This window comes from Streptomyces tauricus (assembly GCF_014650955.1).
GTDB classification, from domain to species: domain Bacteria; phylum Actinomycetota; class Actinomycetes; order Streptomycetales; family Streptomycetaceae; genus Streptomyces; species Streptomyces tauricus.
This window is the reverse complement of record NZ_BMVY01000006.1, coordinates 216,715-236,483: the sequence shown is the minus strand read 5'-3', so window position 1 is coordinate 236,483 and position 19,769 is coordinate 216,715. Positions and strand designations below refer to the sequence as shown.

At 70.5% G+C, this 19,769-nt stretch carries 20 protein-coding genes; 11 read left to right on the top strand and 9 right to left on the bottom strand.

Going from position 1 to position 19,769, the window contains the following annotated elements; translation table 11 throughout:
• Positions 1-279: 279 nt before the first annotated feature.
• From IE278_RS13245 to IE278_RS13235, 3 genes are all read right to left on the bottom strand, one after another.
• Positions 280-1,878, bottom strand: a complete 1,599-nt coding sequence (locus IE278_RS13245; RefSeq protein WP_189771892.1) for a cellulase family glycosylhydrolase — start codon at positions 1,876-1,878, stop codon at positions 280-282.
• 268 nt (positions 1,879-2,146) lie between these two features.
• Positions 2,147-2,959 (bottom strand): ABC transporter permease, encoded by an 813-nt coding sequence (locus IE278_RS13240; protein WP_189772045.1) that lies wholly within the window; start codon positions 2,957-2,959, stop codon positions 2,147-2,149.
• A 50-nt stretch (positions 2,960-3,009) separates the two neighbouring features.
• Positions 3,010-3,987 (bottom strand): ATP-binding cassette domain-containing protein, encoded by a 978-nt coding sequence (locus IE278_RS13235; RefSeq protein ID WP_189771891.1) that lies wholly within the window; start codon positions 3,985-3,987, stop codon positions 3,010-3,012.
• A 115-nt stretch (positions 3,988-4,102) separates the two neighbouring features.
• Here IE278_RS13235 and IE278_RS13230 point away from each other — a divergent pair, with 115 nt between their 5' ends.
• The 3 genes from IE278_RS13230 (at position 4,103) to IE278_RS13220 (ending at position 7,070) form a co-directional block, all read left to right on the top strand.
• Entirely contained in the window at positions 4,103-4,882 is a 780-nt protein-coding gene (locus tag IE278_RS13230; RefSeq protein WP_189771890.1) for a TetR/AcrR family transcriptional regulator, read from the top strand.
• Positions 4,883-5,241: 359 nt separating this feature from the next.
• Positions 5,242-6,246 carry an ATP-binding cassette domain-containing protein gene (locus tag IE278_RS13225; RefSeq protein WP_189771889.1) on the top strand — a complete coding sequence of 335 codons (1,005 nt, stop codon included), beginning with the start codon at positions 5,242-5,244 and terminating at the stop codon, positions 6,244-6,246.
• Between the two features lie 32 nt (positions 6,247-6,278).
• The gene (locus IE278_RS13220; RefSeq protein WP_189772043.1) at positions 6,279-7,070 is read left to right on the top strand and encodes an ABC transporter permease; all 792 of its coding nucleotides are present in this window, start codon (positions 6,279-6,281) and stop codon (positions 7,068-7,070) included.
• Here the strand turns inward: IE278_RS13220 and IE278_RS13215 are convergent.
• Positions 6,997-10,278: an ATP-binding protein gene (locus IE278_RS13215; protein ID WP_189771888.1), complete on the bottom strand. Its 3,282-nt coding sequence runs from the start codon at positions 10,276-10,278 to the stop codon at positions 6,997-6,999. The two genes, IE278_RS13220 and IE278_RS13215, sit on opposite strands and share 74 nt — an antisense overlap.
• A gap of 196 nt (positions 10,279-10,474) precedes the next feature.
• Positions 10,475-11,482, bottom strand: coding sequence for a WD40 repeat domain-containing protein (locus IE278_RS13210; RefSeq protein ID WP_189772041.1), 1,008 nt, complete (start codon positions 11,480-11,482; stop codon positions 10,475-10,477).
• An 87-nt stretch (positions 11,483-11,569) separates the two neighbouring features.
• Here IE278_RS13210 and IE278_RS13205 point away from each other — a divergent pair, with 87 nt between their 5' ends.
• Positions 11,570-12,262: a GDSL-type esterase/lipase family protein gene (locus IE278_RS13205; RefSeq protein ID WP_189771887.1), complete on the top strand. Its 693-nt coding sequence runs from the start codon at positions 11,570-11,572 to the stop codon at positions 12,260-12,262.
• Positions 12,263-12,348: 86 nt separating this feature from the next.
• Positions 12,349-12,936: a Uma2 family endonuclease gene (locus IE278_RS13200; protein ID WP_189771886.1), complete on the top strand. Its 588-nt coding sequence runs from the start codon at positions 12,349-12,351 to the stop codon at positions 12,934-12,936.
• A 96-nt stretch (positions 12,937-13,032) separates the two neighbouring features.
• On the opposite strand, the gene IE278_RS13195 is transcribed toward IE278_RS13200, so the two are convergent.
• The 3 genes from IE278_RS13195 to IE278_RS13185 all read right to left on the bottom strand — a co-directional run bounded on the left by IE278_RS13195 (position 13,033) and on the right by IE278_RS13185 (position 14,905).
• Positions 13,033-13,374, bottom strand: coding sequence for a hypothetical protein (locus IE278_RS13195; protein WP_189771884.1), 342 nt, complete (start codon positions 13,372-13,374; stop codon positions 13,033-13,035).
• Positions 13,375-13,429: 55 nt separating this feature from the next.
• Positions 13,430-14,380 carry a hypothetical protein gene (locus IE278_RS13190; protein WP_189771882.1) on the bottom strand — a complete coding sequence of 317 codons (951 nt, stop codon included), beginning with the start codon at positions 14,378-14,380 and terminating at the stop codon, positions 13,430-13,432.
• A 105-nt stretch (positions 14,381-14,485) separates the two neighbouring features.
• Positions 14,486-14,905 (bottom strand): hypothetical protein, encoded by a 420-nt coding sequence (locus tag IE278_RS13185; protein ID WP_246570295.1) that lies wholly within the window; start codon positions 14,903-14,905, stop codon positions 14,486-14,488.
• Between the two features lie 83 nt (positions 14,906-14,988).
• Here IE278_RS13185 and IE278_RS13180 point away from each other — a divergent pair, with 83 nt between their 5' ends.
• Positions 14,989-15,801 carry a helix-turn-helix domain-containing protein gene (locus IE278_RS13180; RefSeq protein WP_246570294.1) on the top strand — a complete coding sequence of 271 codons (813 nt, stop codon included), beginning with the start codon at positions 14,989-14,991 and terminating at the stop codon, positions 15,799-15,801.
• Complete coding sequence (locus IE278_RS13175; RefSeq protein ID WP_189771880.1) at positions 15,798-16,016, top strand: DUF397 domain-containing protein; 219 nt, start codon at positions 15,798-15,800, stop codon at positions 16,014-16,016. The genes IE278_RS13180 and IE278_RS13175 overlap by 4 nt, the downstream gene beginning before the upstream one ends.
• Here IE278_RS13175 and IE278_RS13170 read toward each other — a convergent pair.
• Positions 15,998-16,882 carry a phosphotransferase gene (locus IE278_RS13170; protein WP_189771878.1) on the bottom strand — a complete coding sequence of 295 codons (885 nt, stop codon included), beginning with the start codon at positions 16,880-16,882 and terminating at the stop codon, positions 15,998-16,000. The two genes, IE278_RS13175 and IE278_RS13170, sit on opposite strands and share 19 nt — an antisense overlap.
• Positions 16,883-16,986: 104 nt before the next feature.
• Between IE278_RS13170 and IE278_RS13165 the strand changes: the two genes are divergently transcribed.
• The 4 genes from IE278_RS13165 to IE278_RS13150 all read left to right on the top strand — a co-directional run bounded on the left by IE278_RS13165 (position 16,987) and on the right by IE278_RS13150 (position 19,709).
• The gene (locus IE278_RS13165; RefSeq protein WP_189771876.1) at positions 16,987-17,313 is read left to right on the top strand and encodes a hypothetical protein; all 327 of its coding nucleotides are present in this window, start codon (positions 16,987-16,989) and stop codon (positions 17,311-17,313) included.
• Positions 17,310-17,822: a hypothetical protein gene (locus tag IE278_RS13160; protein ID WP_189771874.1), complete on the top strand. Its 513-nt coding sequence runs from the start codon at positions 17,310-17,312 to the stop codon at positions 17,820-17,822. The genes IE278_RS13165 and IE278_RS13160 overlap by 4 nt, the downstream gene beginning before the upstream one ends.
• Before the next feature lie 378 nt (positions 17,823-18,200).
• Positions 18,201-18,644 carry a DUF6924 domain-containing protein gene (locus tag IE278_RS13155; protein WP_189771872.1) on the top strand — a complete coding sequence of 148 codons (444 nt, stop codon included), beginning with the start codon at positions 18,201-18,203 and terminating at the stop codon, positions 18,642-18,644.
• 72 nt (positions 18,645-18,716) lie between these two features.
• Positions 18,717-19,709, top strand: a complete 993-nt coding sequence (locus tag IE278_RS13150; protein WP_189771870.1) for an aldo/keto reductase — start codon at positions 18,717-18,719, stop codon at positions 19,707-19,709.
• The last annotated feature ends 60 nt before the right edge of the window (positions 19,710-19,769 follow it).

Sequence of the window (19,769 nt, the reverse complement as noted above, 5' to 3'; positions counted from 1 at the left end):
GACTGCACACGTCGAGCAAGCATGTTTGAGATAGTCCAGTATCTCCTGCTATCACCGCCTCCCGCACGCTATTGCATCAATGGGAGTCTCCGCAGGAGGACAGCTGGAGCGGGCAGAGCACGTCATAACCGAGCCGTCGATCACGCAATCCCGCTCTTGTTCCGTCACTCTTCAGGTTAGGGTCTCCAAACTCGCGGAGCCTAGGCTGAAACCGGCCCAGGGGGAGCGGCCGGTGCGCACAGCCAGCCGGCATCAGCCCGTCCGGCCGTGCGCTTCAGTTCACGTGGCCGTGCAACTCACCACGGGTACGCCCCCACCCCCCGGCGCTCCCCCGAACCCGAACGTCGCCGAACCGCCCGCCGCCACCGCTCCGTTGTGGGCGGCGTTCGTGGCCGTCACCGTGGGGCCGGACTGGGTGTGCGACGCGTTCCAGATGTTGGTGATCTTCTGGGTGCCGGGCCAGGTCCAGGTCGTCTTCCAGGACTTGAGCGCGGTCGTGCCGGAGTTGGTCACCTTCACCTCGGCGTTGAAGCCGCCGCCCCAGTCGTTGGTGACCGTGTACGCCGCGGTGCAGGCGGGCTTGCCGCCGCCGGGGTCGCCCGGGTCACCGGGGTCACCGCCGCCGTCTCCCGGCGCGAAGCCCGGTGCCTTCACGCTCGCCAGGTAGCCGTCCTTCACCGTGTCCACGGTCGTCCAGTCGTCCTTCAGGATGCCGCCCGTGTCACCGGAGTTGGGATTCCACGACCAGAAGGTCCAGGAGATGCTGTCGGCGCCGTACGTGCCCGTGGGGCGGAGGTAGTTGACCAGCGCCGCGAGCCACTTCTGGTCGACGGTGGACTGGAGCGTCGTACCGAACTCGCCCACCCACACCGGGGCGATGTTCTGCTTGAAGATGTAGCCCCAGTACTTGTCCCAGACGCCCGGCATGTTGGCGGGGAAGGACGGATCGCCGAACCAGCTCTGCTGGGCCACGCTGGTGGCGTAGTCGTGGGCGGAGTAGACCACCCGGTTCGGGACGTCCAGCTGTACGGGGTACTGCGCGACCCCCATCAGGTTGCCGCCCCACCAGCCCGACACCCCGTCGACCGTCTGCACGCCCTCCACGAAGATCAGCAGCTCGGGATTGGCGGACAGGACCGCGTTCCCGGCGCGCTGGGCGGCGAGCCGCCAGTCCCTCGTCGTGTCGCCGCAGCCCCAGCAGGCCGGATCGTGCGGCTCGTTGTGCAGGTCGATGCCGATCACCGTCGAGTTGCCCTTGTAGCGCGTCGCCAGGGACTTGAGGTTGGTGATCCAGGTCGTCTCGGGGACCGCCGACGTGTACCAGAGCGCCGACTGGCCCGCCGCGTCCGGCCGGTGCCGGTCCAGGATGACCTTCAGGCCGCCCTGACCCGCGTACGCCACGAGCTTGTCCATGATCTGGAGGGGTGTCAGGCCCTGGAGGTCGGCGTTCTTGCCGCCGGAGAAGTCGATGCTGTTGGCTGTGGCACCGCTCTTGAGGATGTCGTCGCTGTACGGCAGCCGGATGGCGTTGTACCCGAGTGACTTCATCTGGTCGATCATGCTCTTGTAGTCGCGCGCCCAGAGTCCGTGCACGACATTGTTGGACGTCTCGAACCCGAACCAGTTGATGCCGGCGATCCGTACCGGCTGTCCTGCGGCGTCCAGGATCTGCCGGCCGCTGGTGTGCCAGTAACCGGCTCCGGGGGCCGCGGCCTCCGCGGCGGCGGACTTCACGACGGTGGACTTCACGACGGTGGACTTCACGACGGTGGACTTCACGACGGCTGCCGTGTCCGCGTGTGCGGCCTGGACCCCGGCCAGCGGTAACAGGAGCGCCGCGGCGGCAGCACCCAGCGCTCTTCGCAAGCTGCGGAACATGTCGCTGCTTCCTCTCGGGGGAGATCTCGGGGGAGATCGGGAAGACGCGGGCCCGGAACGCCGGTGGGAGCGCTCCCACCGCACCGCGCACCCCCATGGAAGGGATCCTTCGTGGACACGTCAAGACGGTGCGCGGCATTCGGGACACTTGAGTTCCCGAACGCCACGCACCGCACGTCGTGTACCGCGCACCGCACACCGCACGTCATGAACCGCGCACCGCGCGGCGGTCGAACCGTCAACCGCTAACCGCTGACCGCTGACCGCTTCACCTGCTGAGCTTCTGGAACCTCCGTACCGCCAGTGGGACGAAGACGAGCGTCAGGGCGACCGGCCACACGCCCGCCATCAGCAGTGCGTGCTGCTCCACCCACGTGTCGCCGCCGCCCACCGGCGTGCCGAACAGTTCGCGGGTGGCCGCCGCCGTCGACGAGATCGGGTTCCACGCGGCCACATGGCCCAGCCAGTCCGGCATCAGCTGCGGCGCGACGAAGATGCTGGAGATCATCGTCAGCGGGAACGCGACCGCGAACAGGCCGCCCGCCGCCTCCGGGTTGGGCACGAGAAGCCCCAGCCACACCCCCAGCCAGATCAGCGCGAACCGCAGCCACAGCAGCAGCCCGAACGCCCCCAGGAAGGCGAAGCCGCCGTCCGGCCGCCAGCCCATGGCCAGCGCGGTGAGCATCAGGATCGTCAGCTCGGCGCAGGCGACGATGAGATCGGTGACCCCGCGCCCGGCCACGACGGCGGACGGCGACATCGGCATGGAGCGGAACCGGTCGATGACGCCCTTCGTGGAGTCGTACACGACGACCGTCGCCGTGTTGATGAACCCGAAGGCCATCGTCATCACGAACATGCCCGGCATCAGGAAGTCCCGGTAGTCGCCGCCGCCCGGGACCGTCATCGCGCTGCCGAAGACGTATCCGTACAGCAGCACGGACAGGATGGGGAAGCCCAACTGCCAGGCGATGTTGACGGGTTGGCGCTGGTAGTGGGTGAGTCCGCGCCGGACGACGTTCCAGCAGTCGGCGAGCACCCAGTACGTACGCCCCCGGCCGTGGACCTCCACCCCGGTCATCCCGGTCGCGCCGGTCACCCCGCCCGTGCCGCCCATGCCGCCCGTGCCGCTCATGCCGCGACCTCCTTCGTGTCGTCGTCGGCGGCGTCCGTGCGGTGGCCGGTCAGGCGCAGGAACACGTCGTCGAGGCTGGGCCTGCGCAGGCCGATGTCCTCCACACGCACTCCCTCGTCCTGGAGGGTCCGCGCCACCTCGGTGAGCGCCGCGACCCGGTCGGTCACGGGCGCGTGCACCCTCAACTCCGTCTCGTCCGACTCCGGTTCACCGTCCGACACGCGGGCGACGACCTTCACCGCCCGTGCGACGTCGGCCCGTTCGGCGACGACGACCTCGATCCGGTCGCCGCCCACCCTGTTCTTCAGCCCGTCCGGGGTGTCGTCGGCGATGGCCCGCCCCTGGTCGATCACGGTGATGTGCGAGGCGAGCTTGTCGGCCTCCTCCAGGTACTGCGTGGTCAGCAGCACGGTGGTGCCGCCCGCCACCAACGCCCGTACGGAGTCCCACACTTCACCCCGTCCGCGCGGGTCGAGCCCGGTCGTGGGCTCGTCCAGGAACAGCACGGCCGGGGTGAGGATCATCGACGCGGCGAGGTCCAGGCGCCGCCGCATGCCGCCGCTGTACTGTCCGACTCCCTTGCCGGCGGCGTCGGTGAGGTCGAACTGTTCCAGCAGTTCCGTCGCGCGCAGCCGTGCCCGGCGCCCGCCGAGGTGGAACAGCCGTCCGAACATCTCCAGGTTCTGCCGGCCGGTGAGCACCTCGTCCAGTGCCGCGTACTGGCCGGTGAGCCCGATCCGCGCCCGTACCTCCGCCGGCCGCGAGGCCACGTCGACACCGGCGACCCGGGCGCTTCCCCCGTCCAGCTTGACCAGTGTGGACAGGATGCGGACGGCGGTGGTCTTGCCCGCGCCGTTCGGTCCGAGCAGACCGTGCACCGTGCCCTCCCGCACGGCGAGGTCGAAGCCGTCGAGGGCCCGCTTCTCCCCGTACCTCTTCTCGAGCCCTTCGGCCCGTACCGCGTAATCGCTCACACCCACAGCACTCCTCCACCCGTGACGTCCGCCGGAGTTCGCCAAACTGAGTACACCGTACCCTTTTCAGAGTACGCCGTACCCAGTTTTCTTGCGGGGGCCTATTCTGAGGCTCATGACAAGCGGCTCGGGCGGTATGGACACCAGCGGCAGCGGAGACATCGTCCGCACGCTCCACCTGCTGTGGGACACGGGGCCGCGCCCCAGCCGCGGCCCCAAACCCGGTCTCACCCTCGACCGGATCGTGGAGGCGGCCGTCCGGGTCGCGGACGCGGAGGGTCTTGAGGCGGTGTCGATGCGGCGGCTCTCCGCGGAGCTGGGCACCGGCACGATGACGCTGTACCGGTACGTCCCCGGCAAGGGCGAGCTGCTCGACCTGATGCTGGACCGCGTCCAGCGCACGGACGACGACCCGTCCGTCTACGGCGACGACTGGCGCTCGGCGCTGGAGGCCCTCGGCCGCGAGAACCTCGCCCTCTACCAGCGCCACCCGTGGCTGCTGAAGGCCAACCAGTCCCGCCCGGTGCTCGGCCCCGGCGCCGTCGAGGGCATGGAGAAGGTGATCTCCCGCATCAAGCCCATGGGCCTGAGCGACCCGGAGCTGGTCTCGGCGGTCGTCATGATCGACTCGTACGTCACCGGGGCCGCCCGTACCCAGCTGTACGCGCAGGAGGCCGAGCGCACGACCGGTCTGACGGACACGGAGTTCTGGGCCGCCCAGTACCCGGTCCTGGAAAAGGCCATGGCCAGCGGGCGCTACCCGGTGATGGCCGCGCTCTCGGAGGACTCCTTCAGCGCGGACTTCGACCACTTCGAATTCGGCCTCCAAAGAATCCTGGACGGCCTAGCGGCCCTGGTAACCCACCGCCGCGAGTCGACCCCCGAAACCCCATAACCCGGCCCCCCCGGGCCCCAAAAGGGGCGCGGGGAACGGCGCGGCCAGCCCTCACCCCCCGACGCCCCACAACCCGGGCCCACCGGAGCCCCGAAAGGGGCGCGGGGAACGGCGCACCCAGCCCCAACCAACCCGCACCAATACCAGCTGAGGCTCACCAGGGCCCCCTAAGGGGCGCGGGGAACGGCGCGGCCAGCCCCGACCCACCCGCACCAACACCGGCTGAGGCCCACCAAGCCCCCCCCAAGGGGCGCGGGGAACGGCGCAACCAGCCCCACAAACCCGCCCCCACCCCCCGGTTCAGCCCCCTGAAAGCGCCCTGAAACCCCGCTGAATGCGCCCCACAGCAACCTGCGGGCATGACGAAAACCGCACCCCACCCACCCCACCCCCACCCCCACGCCATCACGGCCAAGCACCTCCACAAGGCCTACGGCGCCAAAACCATCCTCGACGGCATCGACCTGACCGTGCCCACCGGCACCGTCTTCTCCCTGCTCGGCCCGAACGGCGCAGGCAAGACCACCGCCGTGAAAATCCTCTCCACCCTCATCACCGCCGACGCGGGCGACCTGCACGTAGGCGGTCACAACCTGGCCACCGACGCCCAGGCGGTACGCGCAGCGATCGGCGTCACCGGCCAGTTCTCCGCCGTGGACGGACTGATCACCGGCGAGGAGAACATGCTCCTCATGGCGGACCTGCACCACCTACCCCGCTCCGAAGGCCGCCGCACCGCCGCCGAGTTGCTGGAGCGATTCGACCTGACGGAGGCCGCGAAGAAGCCCGCCTCCACCTACTCCGGCGGCATGAGACGCCGCCTCGACATCGCCATGACCCTGGTCGGCAGCCCGCGGATCATCTTCCTCGACGAACCCACCACCGGCCTCGACCCCCGCTCCCGCCACACCATGTGGCGGATCATCCGCGAACTGGTCACCACGGGCGTCACCGTCTTCCTCACCACCCAGTACCTCGAAGAGGCCGACCAGCTCGCCGACCGCATCGCCGTCCTCCACGACGGCCGCATCGCCGCCGAGGGAAGCGCCGAGGAACTCAAGCGCCTCATCCCCGGCGGCCACGTCCGGCTCCGCTTCACCGACCCGGACGCCTACCGGGCCGCCGCCTCCAGGTTGCGCGAGGCCGTCCGCGACGACGAGGCGCTCACGCTGCAACTCCCCAGTGACGGCAGCCAGCGCGAACTGCGCGCCGTCCTCGACCTGCTGGACTCCGCCGGCGTCGAGGCCGACGAGCTGACCGTGCACACCCCCGACCTCGACGACGTCTTCTTCGCCCTCACCGCCGACACCACCACCGGCACCCCCCGCCGGAGCACCCAGCCCTCCAAGGAGACCGTCCGATGAGTTCGACGAGTTCGACGAGTTCGACGAGTTCGATGAGCGCCCTCCCCCTCACCCTCCGCGACTCGACCACCATGCTGCGCCGCAACCTCCTGCACGCCCGGCGCTACCCGTCCCTCACCCTGAACATCCTGCTGACGCCGATCGTCCTGCTGCTGCTGTTCGTGTACGTCTTCGGCGGCGTGATGAGCGCGGGCATCGGGGGCGGCGGCGCCGACCGGTCCGAGTACATCGCCTATCTCGTCCCGGGCATCCTGCTGATGACGATCGGCGCGACCCCGGCCGGAACGGCGGTCTCCGTGTCCATGGACATGACCGAGGGCATCATCGCCCGTTTCCGCACGATGGCGATCCATCGCGGTTCCGTGCTCATCGGTCACATGGTCGGCAGCGTGCTGCAGGCGCTCATCAGCGTGGTCCTCGTCGGTGCCGTGGCCGTGGCCATCGGCTTCCGCTCCACGGATGCGACGGCCCTGGAATGGCTGGCCGCGTTCGGGCTGCTCGCGCTGGTCTCCGTAGCGTTCACCTGGATCGCCGTCGGTATGGGCCTGGCGAGCCCGAACCCCGAGGCGGCCAGCAACAACGCGCTGCCGCTGATCATCCTCCCGTTCATCTCCAGCGCCTTCGTCCCCATCGACGCGATGCCGGGCTGGTTCCAGCCGGTCGCCGAGTACCAGCCGTTCACGCCGGCGATCGAGACCCTGCGCGGTCTGCTGCTCGGTACGGAGATCGGCCACAGCGGGTGGCTCACGGTCATCTGGTCCGTGGGGCTGACCGCCCTGGGGTACTGGTGGTCGAGGTCGCTGTTCGACCGTGATCCGAAATGAGCGCGCGGGCCGCCTCCCGCAGTTCGTCGCGTCCCAGGGAGGCGTACTCCGACACCGCGTCGGCGTACGCCGCCCCGTCGGCTCGCTCGGCCGCCCGCCGCGCGCGGTCGGCCGACATCGTCGGCTGGAACTCGCGCAGCACCCGCAGCCGTTCGGCCAGCGCGATCTCCCGTACGGCGGAGGTACGGCCGTCCGCGAGCCCCGCCGTCCCCAGCGCGTGCAGCACGGTCCCGAACACCGGAAGTTCCACGGGCGAGCGGGACGGGCCGGAGAGCAGGGCCAGCAGCCGCTGCCGCAACCGCACGACCAGCTCAGCGACGGGATCGAGGCAACCGGCGTGCGCATGCGCCGTAACGGCCGCCGCCTGAACCTGCAACGCCCACGGATCAAGCCACGGATCCCCACCACCGTGCACCGTGCCCCCGCGGGCCCCACTCTCGTGGCCCGCACCACCCTGGCCCGTGTCACCGTGGGTCCCGCCCCCGCCCTCCTGCCCCGCCGCGGCCCCGGCGATCCGCTCCACCGCGTCGCGCCACAGGCCGAGGCCGGTGTCCGTCAGGCCGCGGGTGAGGGCGATCTCTGCGTGGGCTCCGAGGTCGGGGTCGTAGAAGGCCTCCTGTTGCGAGCTGCTGATGCCTTCGGCCTGCCGCAGCCAGTGCTCGGCCTCGTCGGCGTCGCCGCGTTGCAGACAGGCGAGGGCGAGAGCCGAGCGGATGCCGATGTAGTCGTGCTCGTCGCCGAGCCGCGGCAGCGCCCCGAGCGCCTCCGTGAGGTGCCGGTACGCGGCCTCGCCCTCCCCCGTCTTCAGGCACAGCTCGCTCAGCCGGGAGTGGCCCATGACCCGCAGGGACGGGTTGTCGACCGACGTCAGCGCGGTGGCCATCCGGTGGGCGGAGGCGAGCGCGCGGTCCACGTCGTGCTCGTACTCCCAGACGTAGGTGGCGACACACTCGGCGAGGCCGGCGACGAGCGGCTGGTCGCTGCCGCAGAGCCCGTGCAGCACGTCGTAGTCGGGCGGCAGCATCTCGGGTATCGCGCCCAGGACCGCCGCGGTGGCGCGCAGCAGCGTGTCCGGTGGCGCCGGGGGCAGCCGCCGCAGGGTGACGAGATGGCGGCGGACCCCGGCGTTCGCGCTGTAGTCCATGAACAGGCTCGCCACGCACAACACCGCTGCCGCGCGGGCGACTTCGACGTATTCGGGTTCGGGCCGGTAGTGCGAGAGCGGTGGACCGACGTCGGCGGCGAGGGCGGCGAGGCGCGGGTAGTTGGAGTCGGTGGACCACAGCGCGGCGAGGACGGCGGTGAGGGCGGCGACGGTGGGGCCGTCGGTACGGGCCAGGGCGTGCCGCAGGGCCGACACGAGGTTGTCCTGCTCGGCCCTGATCCGCTCCCAGGCGGTCCGTGGTTCCGGGCCGAAGACCCAGTCGTGGTACGCGACCCCGAAGTCCCGCGCCCAGCGGAGGAACGCGTCGACGGCCTCCTCGTCCTGGCCCGCCGCCGCACGCTCGGCCGCGCTGAACTCCCGTACGGTCTCCAGCATCGCGAACCGCACCCCGACCGGGGTGTCGGTGACGGTCAGCAGCGACTGGCCGGCCAGTTGCTCCAGGAGGAGCAGCGCGTCCTCGCCGAGCACCTGTTCCGCCGCTTCGGCCAGGAACCCGCCGGGGAAGACGGACAGCGTGCGCAGCGCGGTCCGGGCGTCCGGGGCGAGCAGGTTCCAGCTCCACTCCACGACCGCGTGCAGGGTCCGGTGGCGTTCCGGCGCGTCCCGGGCCCCGCCCCGTAGAAGGGCGAACCGGTCGCCGAGGCGGCGGGTGATCTCCTCGACCGACAGGACCCGCACCCGGGCCGCGGCCAGTTCCACGGCGAGGGGCAGCCCGTCGAGGTGGCGGCACAGTTCGGCCACCGCGTCGGGCGGCAGGTGCACGCCGGGCCTGGCGGCCCGCGCCCGCTGCATGAACAGTTCGGCCGAGGTGTCGGGACCCAGTTCCGGCAGCGCGTACACCGCCTCCGACGTGAGGCCGAGCGGGGCCCGGCTGGTGACGAGTACGCGCAGGTCCTTCGAGGACGAGACCAGGGCGTGTACGAGGTCGGCGGCGCCCCGGACGACCTGTTCGCAGTTGTCGAGGACCAGCAGGGCGGGCCCGGAGCCGAGCGCGCCGAGGATGCCGGACACCGGGTCGGCGGGGGCGCGGGCGGCCAGGGCGCCGTGCCGGCCCTCTCCGGAACCGAGCGCGGAGGCGACCTCCGCGGCCACGTCCTCGTCCGCGGTGACGCCGGCGAGCGGCACGAAGTACACCACGCGCTGCTCGGCCCGGCGGCTGACGGCGTGCGCGAGGCGGGTCTTGCCGAGGCCGCCGGGGCCGACGACGCTGACGGCGCGGGTCGTGCGCAGCAGTCGCGCCACGGCCGCGATGTCCTCGTCCCGCCCCAGCAGGGGGTTCGGCTCGTGCGGTACGCCGTGTCTGACGACGGGGGCCTCGCCGCGCAGCAGTTCCCGCTGTACGGCCTTGAGCGCGGCGCCCGGCTCGGTGCCCAGTTGCTCGCGCAGGGCGCGGCGGTATGCCTCGTACCGGGTCAGCGCGGCGGACGGGCCCGCCGTCGCCGCTTCGCCGCGCAGCAGCTCGGCGAGCACCTCCTCGTCACGCGGCTGCTCCGCGGCGACCACGGCCAGCGCCCCGACCGCCTCGGCGTACCGCCCGAGCCGGCCGAGCGCGAGACCCCGCGCCCGAACGAGCGCGTCCCGCACGGGTCCGCACTCGGCGCGCAACGCGGCGACCGGGTCGCCGGGGTCGCCGGCCCCGTCAGGGGAAGGTATGCCCTCCCACAGTGCGAGGCCGGCATCGGCCGCGGCCAGGGAGCCCGTGTGGTCGCCCGCTCTGGCTCGGGCCGCGCTCGTCGCGGCGTGCAGCAGCAGGGCGGAGCTGTCGATCTGGTCCTCGGCGAGACCGAGCCGGTATCCGGTCGGCGAGCTGACGACGATGTCGGCGCCCAGCAGCGCCCGGGCTCTGGACACAAGGACCTGGAGCGCTTTTCCGGGCCGTTCCGGCAGCTCGTCGGGCTGCCACAGCCCCGCCACCAGCCGCTCGGTGCTGCACCCCGTGCGCGGTTCGCCCGCGAGGAGCGCGAGGAGGGCGCGCAGCCTCGGCGCGGTGACCTCCTGCCCGCGACAGGCGACACGCGGCAGCAGGATCAGGTCGATGGTCACCCGAGCACATTAACCAAGCCCCGTCCGGCGGAACCCGCCCCCGGGGGCCCTCTCCCGGTCGCGCCCCGATCGGCGCCCCGGTCGGCGCCCCAGTCGGCGCCCCAGTCGGCGCCCCAGTCGGCGCCCCAGTCGGCGCCCCAGTCGGCGCCCCAGTCGGCGCCCCGGTCGGCGCCCTAGTGGGCACCTTGGTCGCGGCCTAGTCGCCGCGCCGGAACAACCGCTTCAGCCCGTACACGACGGCGAAGGCGACAGCGAGGGCGATCGCGCCCATCTTGAAGTTGCCGTTCGCCCCGTCGTCGCCGTCACCGCCGTCCGCCGAACCGCCTTTGCCGGACGAGGACTTGTCGCCCCCGGCGCCCGGCACGCTGCCCGCCTCGACGGAACTCCCCGAGCCCTCGCTCCCGTACAGCAGGGTGGAGCCGTCGGGGGTGTACGTCATCGACTCGCCCTGTCGCTGCAGCGGCACGTTCAACTGCGCCTGGCGCTTGGGCTTCCCGTTGTTCCACTTGTACGCGATACCGCCGAAGTAGCCGCGTACGGCGAGCTGCCGGCCGTCGGGCGAGAAGGCGCCGTCGGTGACCCAGAGGCCGATGTCGGCGGTGCGCCTGAAGGTGTTGGTGCCGGAGGCGGACAGCTCGGCGGGCCCCTCGTACAGGCCGCCGCCGTCCTCGTTCTTCGAGACGATGTAGACCCGGCCGGTCTTGGGGTGGACCATCAGCGCCTCGGCGTCCCGGGCCCCGTCCGCGTACTTCACGTCGTACTGCGTGGCGCGGACGGTCTGGTCCTTGAGCTCCTTCGGCTCGGGCAGTTCGTAGATCCACACGTGGTCCCAGGTGCCGCCGAGGTTGTCGCCGATGTCGCCGACGTAGAGGTGGCCGTTCGGCCCGACGGAGATGGCCTCGACGTCCCGGGGCCGCCCGACGCCCGTCATGGTGACGGTGGCGACGGTCTTGCCGGTCTTGCCGTCGACGGCGTAGAGGAAGGCGCCGTCGTCGCTGTCGTTGTGGGTCCAGTAGACGCCGGGGTGGGCGCGGGAGGCGGCGAGCCCGCTGGACTCGGTGATCCGGGGGTCCTGGAGCGTGAACCCGTCCGACCCGTCCGAACCGTCGGATCCCTCCGCCCCCTCATGATCGGCGGCGACGGCGGGCACGGCGAGCACCCCGGCGAGCAGGGCCCCGGCAAGGAGAACGAACGAGCGACGCATGCCCCCAGCCTGCCACCCCGCCGCCGGTTCGGCGGGCGTGTCCAGCTTCACACCCCGGCCCCGCCGGTGATCGTCCATCATGAGCGGATGCTCAGGTTCATGCCAGTCGGTGATTCCATGACGATCGGAAGCGCCGGCGAACACACGTGGCGCTACCGGATGTGGCAGCACCTGCGCGTGACGCACGGGGGCCCGTTCCGGCTGGTCGGCCCCCGGGAGACGCTGTACGACAAGGCGACGGGCGCCGCCGACTCGTACGAGTACGCCGACCCGGACTTCCCCCGTGCCCACCTCGCCGGTTGGGGCGAGGGCTGGCACCACCTGAGTCCGCTGATCGCCGACGCGGTACGGGACTCCCGCGCGGACGTGCTCCTGGTCTCCCTCGGCCTGATAGACCTCGGCTTCTACACGAACGCGACCCAGACGTCCGAGAACGTCCACGCCTTCATCGCGGCGGCCCGTTCGGCGAACCCGCGTATCTCGATGGTCCTTCTCCCGGTGATCCCGAACATCAGGGCGGAGTCGGACGCCCCCTTCGCCCGGGAGGTCGCCCTCTTCAACGACCTGCTGGCGAAGACGGCGGCGAACCTGGACGAGCCGAACTCCCCGCTCCTGCTGGCCTCGCTCCCCCACGGGTACAACATCCACACGGACACGTACGACGGCACCCACCCCAACGCGGCAGGCGAACACAAACTGGCGGCGGCGTTCGCGGAGGCGATGCACCAAGGGTGGGGCGTGGGTGGCCCCTACGAATCCCACCTGGCCGAATCCGCCTGACCGGATCAGCCGGCTCCTGGTCACCGTACGTATCGTTGTACCGCGCGGCTGTACTCGTCCGAGGGCAGCCGGGGAGGAGCGCCACGATGACCGTCCTTGAAGACAGGATCGAGATGGCCGACGAGAGCAAGGGCCTGACGCTCGACATGCTGTTCGAGCAGCTGGAGCGGATGCCCGTCCCCGAGGGATACAAGGTTGAGATCGTCGAGGGGGCCATCTTCATGTCGCCGCAGCGGGACACTCACTGGGAGATCATCGCGGACCTCTTCGAGCAACTCCGGACCAAGTACCCGCGGAAGCGCGTGAAGTCCGACGTCCGTGTCGACTACCCGGGCCAGCTCAACGGCTTCGCCAGCGATGTCACGTTGATGGCCGAGGGGGCCGCCAAGCCCGACACCGGTTACTGGCGCTACCAGGACGTCGAGTTCGTCGCCGAGGTCATCTCCAGAGGAACCGCCCCTAACGACTACGGCCCCAAGAAGACCGCGTACGCCGTCGCCGAGGTACCCGTCTACCTCATCGTCGACCCGTACCAGGGCAAGTGCCATCTCTACACGCAGCCCAAGGACGGGGAGTACTTCACGGAGCTCTCCGTCACATTCGGCGCGGACATCGACATGACGAACACGGTCCTCGGCCTCACGCTCAAGACGGACGAGTTTCCCCGGGACTGAGCTCGGCCTGGACGAGAGGTTTCGTCGCTTCTCCGTCACGTGACGTGAGGCGTCGCAGGCCGGCCGCCGCAGCCGGTTCTCAGATGATCGTGAGCCTCATGAGGTCCTGCCCCTCAACATGTCCTCGACCTCGGCCTGTGTGAGCGTTCCGCCGCCGGTCGACCTCGCTCGCAGCGCGGTCGCGAGGTCGGCGAAGTCGATCGCGACAGCCTGGGCGTCGGCGTCCGGGGCGGCGTCGACGAGCGCCTGCGTCCACCAGTGGTCGAGAAACGCCTCGAAGGCGGAACCCTCGGAGAGGGTCGCCAGTTCGGCGTCGAGGTCCGGCAGCCGGTCGGAGCGGACGGCGGCCCGGATTCCCTCGAGGTTGCGCGGAACCACCTCCCCGCCGAAGCCCACGGCCTCACGCGCCTCCTGAAGGATGTCGCTCCATGCCGCCATGTCCCTGCTCCTCTCCGAGGCCGCCGTCTCCGCTGCGGCAGCAGCGTATGACGCACTACCCACCGGAGACGCACTTCTGTACGCGCGTCCGCCACGGTTCGGGGACCGGGACCGGGACCGGGACCGGGTGGAGTGTTGACTCGTATGTGGCGGTCGTGCGGCAGCGGGAGCAGTGGGTCTCTTCGGCGCGCGGGCGGAAGACGTGTTCGGTGCCTGGTCCCGGGCAGGTCACCAGGAGCCGCCGGGCCGGGGCGGCGGGCCGTTCGGGCGGCGGTACGGGAGTCAGGGCCTGAGCCCTCGCCGCCGGGAGCTTCTGGAGCAGGCGGTGGCGCAGGAAGCCGACAGCCGAACGGATGCCGTCGGCGGGCAGGCCGGTCGTCAGGGCGCGCCGGAGGTCCGCCGCCGTGACGCCTCTGCGCAGCCACTCCGCTGCCGCGGCGGCCAGCAGCCGGGCCTCACGCACGCCCAGGAGCAGGTCCCGGTTCACGTACCGCAGGGACAGCAACACGCCTTCCGCCTCGGCCAGATCGGACGGCGGCGTGTCGTCTTCGGGTGGGGGGTGGGGAAGGTTCTTCTCTTCCAGTTCTTCTTTCGGGGGACAGTCACCGACCGACCGGTCCCCCGGCCCGCCGACCGTCGGCGGACGCTCACTCGGTGGGGCTGCCACCGCCGCCGCCTCTCCCTCCCGGGACCTGGTCGCCTCCTCACGCGTGAGGGTGACGTTGGCGAGGAGCTGTTCCGTGACCCAGCGGCCCCGCACGCCCTGCTCACGCCACTCGTGCAAGTAACCGCATTCGGTGAGGAGTTGCTTGGCCTTCTGGTACGCCCGGCCCTTCAGGCCCAGCCTGCCCGCGTACTCGCTGAGCGGCTTGGGGGCGGAGTCCTCCGGCAACCCCTGCACGTACAGCAGCAGGACCTTCGCGTCGCTGTTGAGTTGCGGGTGTCGTACGACGTCGTGCGAAGCCTTCGTGTAGCGCCGGACCGGCGCGATAGCATGGCGAAGCATTTCTGGTGGACGTCTCTCCACTGGTAGTGAAGGTCCTCGGGCGGTGTTGGTAGCACCTCCGGGGACCGCTCCGTACACGGATGAGCACAGAGTGTGATTACGCGGTCACCGTACATGACTGATCACACGACTCACGACTTCCGCGAGCAACCCCGCGTCCACGAACGGCACTTCGGGCGTCGACTCCGACCGCCAGTCCAACGGCCAGGTCAGCCCGTCCAGCGCGGGCACCCCCACGTACGCCCATCCCCGCGCGTCCCGGCCCAGCGCCCGCACGCCGGCGGGCCAGCGGTGGCCCGTGGCACTTTGCGGGGGCAACAGGAAGTACATGTACCGGCAGCCTGTTGACCCGCGGACGATCGGGCCCGCCTGGAAGTCCGTGAACTCGATGAGGTCGTACGCCACTTGTTCTGCGAGGACGCCCGCGATGCGAACGGCGTCGAAGTGGATGCCGGCGTGGCGGAGGCTGTGGCCGGAGGCCGGGATCCAGGGGTGCACCCTGCCCGACGCGATTTCCGAGTTCATGGAGCAAATGCTTACGGCCGCTCACATACTGTGACCAGGGTTACGCGCGGTCCGTGCACGTCTGTGCACTTGGGGAGGTCGTTGTGCACGCCGGTGAACAGAGTTCCAGCAACCTGGAGATGTTCGGCTCGTTGCTGCGGTTCTTCCGCGAACGGGCCGGGATGACGCAGGAGGGGTTGGGTGGGCAGGTCGGCTATTCCAAGTCCCAAGTGGCGATGGTGGAGCGAGGTGAACGGCCTCCCAAGGGACGACTCGTCGCGATCGCGGATGAGGCACTAGGTGCACAAGGTGCACTTCTCACGGCGGGCAAGCAGTTGCAGACCAGTCGCTTCCCCACATGGTTCGAGGACTACGCCGAGTTGGAAGCGAAGGCCGCCGCCATCAGCATGTACGCGAACCATGTGGTTCCCGGGATGCTCCAGGCGGAGGGATACGCACGCGCGATCTTCAACTGCCACTGCCCGCCATTGGAGGACGACGAGGTCGAGGCCCGAGTGTCGGCCCGCCTCGAACGTCAGAAAGTCCTGCAGCGCAAGCCCGCACCGCTCGTCGACTTCGTACTGGAGGAGCACACACTGACGCGACCTCTGGGCGGCCCCGCGGCCCTCAAAGAACAGCTGAGCCACATGCTTGAACTCGGGCAACGGCGCAACGTCGGGATCCAGGTGATGCCGCACAACCGCGAGGTCCACGCCGGGCTGAACGGTCCGATGATCCTGGTGGAAACCGCCGAGCGCGACCGACTCGCATACGTCGAGGGCCCCGGCGGAGGCTACTTCGTGGACCAACAGCCCAACCTGGGAGACCTTTTCGCGCAGTATGGCATTCTGCGAGCTCAGGCACTCAGCCCCGAGGAGTCGACGAAGTTGATCGAACGAGTGGCAGACGCACTATGAAAACGGACCTCAAGTGGTTCAAGAGCAGCTACAGCGGCAGCCAGGGCGGCGAATGCCTTGAGATAGCCATACCCCAGACCACCTCCCTCCCCACGATCCACATCCGCGACTCCAAAACCCCCAACGCCCCCACACTCACCATCGCCCGGGCGACATGGGCCGCCTTCCTCCCGTACGCGGTCGCGGTCGGAAGCCGTCAGCCCAACCCGCACTGATCGAGGGCGGTACGGACCCGTTCGAGCCCCTCCGCTCTCCAGTGGTCCCGGTCGGGCATCTGGTCGTCGCGGCGCCAGCGCCAGGCCGAGAACATCGCCCAGTTCAGGGCGCGGCACCGGTGCACGAGGTCGGGGTCGGCCCCCGCATAGAGCCGTCCCACTTCCTCAGGCGCATGGGCGAGGTCGAACTCGACCGGTCCCCGGCAACACGTGCCGAGGTCGACGAAGAGCGGCCCTCGCCTCGTATTCAGGAGGTTCCCCGGGTGCGGCTCGCCGTGCAGCAACTGCTCACCGGCGCCGCCGGAACCGCCGGCACCGCCGGCACCGCCGGAGGCGATCGCGGCGGCCAGTTCAGCGAGCGTGGCGCTGAGGAGTTCCCGGTCGGCACCGGACAGCTCGGGGGACCGTTCGCGGTCGTCGACCTCTCTCAGTGCCACGGCGACCCGGTCGCTGAAATGCGGCGCGGCGGCCAGATCGACCCGCCGCAGGGCCGCGTGGTGTCGCGTGAACGCGTCCGCGTAGGCGGCCGGGGCGATCTCCGGTCCCATGGGTTCGTAGTAGGTCCAGAGCGAGATGGCGAAGCCGTCCCGCAGATGGACACGGGGCGCGACCCGGGGGTCGAGCTCGGCCACCGGAGCGTCGAGGCCGGCGTCGGCGTCGGTGAGACGGCGTGCGACCTCCACCTCGAACTCGGAGTCGGCCAGGTGCCCGAGCGGCGCGACCCGGGCCAGCACCTCGCAGCCGGTCAGGCGCAGGGCCACCCGGTCCGAGTTGTGGACGACGATCACCTCGCCGACCCGTAGACCCAGCTCCGAGGCGGCCGCACGCCCTGCCGCGACGGCACGACGGAGTTCTACTGGTTCCACACCGATCCCCTCATCTGCTTGGAGACAGCCATACCCCGGACCGCTCATGCACAGCCCCCACGTTTCGCGTGCCGGCGCGTACAAAGGTGTTGTACGTTGAGCGCATGGCCGCAAAGCGCAGCATGATCACCTTTGCCACGGACCCGGAGACCAAAGAACGCATCCGCTCCTACGCGGAAGCGGCGGGAGCCGATGTCAGTACGTACGTCATGGCCGCGGTGGGCGTCGCAATGGCGCACGACGACCAGGTCGCCCGGACCTTCGCACCCCTCGACGACCTGATCGCCGAGACGGAGGCGCAGGACGCCACGACCGGCAGGCCGCCGGAGGAGCACGGGCAGGACTCGGTACCGGACGCCGAGCGCGAGGAGATCTCCGCCTCCCTGGACGCCTTCTTCGGTTCGAGCACCAGGCACAGGGGCGTCGCATGACAGCTGTGGTCTACGACGCCGGGATGCTGATCCATCTGGAGCAGGGCCGGAAGAAGGCCGTGAGCCTGCACCAGGAGATCCTTCGTCGCGGGGGGCACCGGCCCATCGTCCCGTTGCCCGTGCTCGGGCAGGTCTGGCGGCCCGGAGCCGGGAACTACACCTGCCTCAAGCCTGTGCTCGCGGGGTGCACGGTGTATGCGGCCCGGGACTCACGGGCCCCGCTGTTCACCGCCAAAGGATGGGACGACCCGCTCCACGCCTGTCGGCCGTGCGTGGCGGGACATACGGAGGCCGACGGCAAGCGCGTGGGCGTGCTCGGTGCCCGGGCCAAGCTTCCCGCGAAGAAGGACTTCGACGTCGTGGACGCGTTGGTGCTCGTGATCGCCGCCCATCACGGCAGAGCCCTGATCGTCACCACCGATCTCGACGATCTGCAGGCCTACCGGGAGGCTCTCGGCGAGCACCACATCGGCATCTGCCATCCGGACGCCCCCCAGCGAATTCTCTGAAGTCGCGGAGCTACGAGAAGCCTCCCGGCGCGACGAAGATCCTCGGCACAACCAGCAGGGTCGCCCCAGTGGACACCGAACTCGAAGACGCGATCAAACGCCGCAAGCGCACCTCCTTCATGCGGTGGCCGGCCGAGGGCGGGCTGCCTGACCTCACTGGCCCCGTGGACCGTCCGGACCCACGACTCGTCAGCCCCGATGCCACGCCAGATCCGACATCACGGCAAGCGGCAGCGACGGATTCGACGCCGCCACCACCCCGGCGCCCGCGCCCACCTCCGGCTCCGCCTCGACCTCGGATTGTCAGACCCGCCCCCTACGCTTCGAAGCACCGTCAACGCGGCCCCCGACGCCGCCCGTTGGAAAGAGTGCTGATCCGTGCGCGTGCTGCCGAAGACCGACGCCGACTACCCGCCCCTGCTGCTCGTCCGCACCGACTACCGGGACGACGACGCCTGGCAGCGGGTGCTGGCCGCCCTCGACAAGCCGTGGGTCTTCGACGAGGACGACGAGGACAACGGCCGTTCCAAGGAGGACATCGTCCGCGTGGACGACCCGGTGTGGGCCGACGCGACCCCCGCCGACGTCCTCGCCGCCCTCACCGCGCCCGAGGACGGGGAGGCTCCCGCCGAGTGCGGGTGGCCGGTGGTCTTCCTCGCGGACCGCGCCAGCATGCGGGGCGCGGAACCGACACTCCTCGCGGTGAGCCCCGACCCGGAGGAGGAAACCGAGCCGTACCGCATACCGGCCCTGGAGACCCCGCACGAGATGCACTGCAACCTGGCCATAGCGAACATGGACTTCGACGAGTTCGGCGAGTAACCCCCTCCGACCGGGGGTCACCCCAGAGCGTGGTGTTGCCTAGAGCGCACTCGACCACGTTGGCTGTGAACCATGAAGTACACGCAGCTGGGACGCACAGGACTCAAGGTCAGCCGGCTCGTCCTCGGCACCATGAACTTCGGGCCGCAGACGGACGAGGCCGACAGCCACGCCATCATGGACGCGGCGCTGGCCGCGGGCATCAACTACTTCGACACCGCCAACGTGTACGGCTGGGGCGAGAACAAGGGCCGTACCGAGGAAATCGTCGGCTCCTGGTTCGCCCAGGGCGACGGCCGCCGCGACCGGACCGTGCTCGCCACCAAGGTGTACGGCAACATGGCCGCCGACGGCGACGCCTGGCCCAACCACGACAAGCTGTCCGCGCTCAACATCCGGCGGGCGGTGGACGCCAGCCTGAAGCGGCTGGGCACCGACTACATCGACATCTACCAGTTCCACCACATCGACCGCGACACCCCGTTCGAGGAGATCTGGCAGGCCATCGACGTCCTGGTCCAGCAGGGCAAGATCCTGTACGCCGGGTCCTCCAACTTCCCCGGCTACAAGATCGCACAGGCCAATGAGATCGCCGCCCGCCGCGGCGGCACGATCGGCCTCGTCAGCGAGCAGTGCCTCTACAACCTCGCCGAGCGCCGCGCCGAGATGGAGGTCATCCCGGCCGCGCAGGAGTACGGGCTCGGCGTCATCCCGTGGTCGCCGCTGCAGGGCGGTCTGCTGGGCGGTGTCCTCAAGAAGGAGATCCAGGGCGGGCGCCGGGCGAGCGGCCGGGCCGCCGAAACCCTCGCCGACCCCGCGGGCCGCGCGCGGGTCCAGTCGTACGAGGACCTGCTCGACAAGCACGGCATCGAGCCGGGCGAAGCGGCGCTGGCCTGGCTGCTGACCCGGCCCGGCGTCACGGGCCCGATCGTCGGCCCGCGCACCGCCGAGCAGCTGGAATCCGCGCTGCGAGCCGTCGAGCTGGAGCTGAGCGACGAGGTCCTGGCCGGCCTGGACGAGATCTTCCCGGGTCCGGGCCCGTCCCCGGAGGCCTTCGCCTGGTAGCCCCGTAGGGGCCCTGAGGCGCGGCGGCCGTCACCGACCGACGGCCGCCGCCAGGGCCAC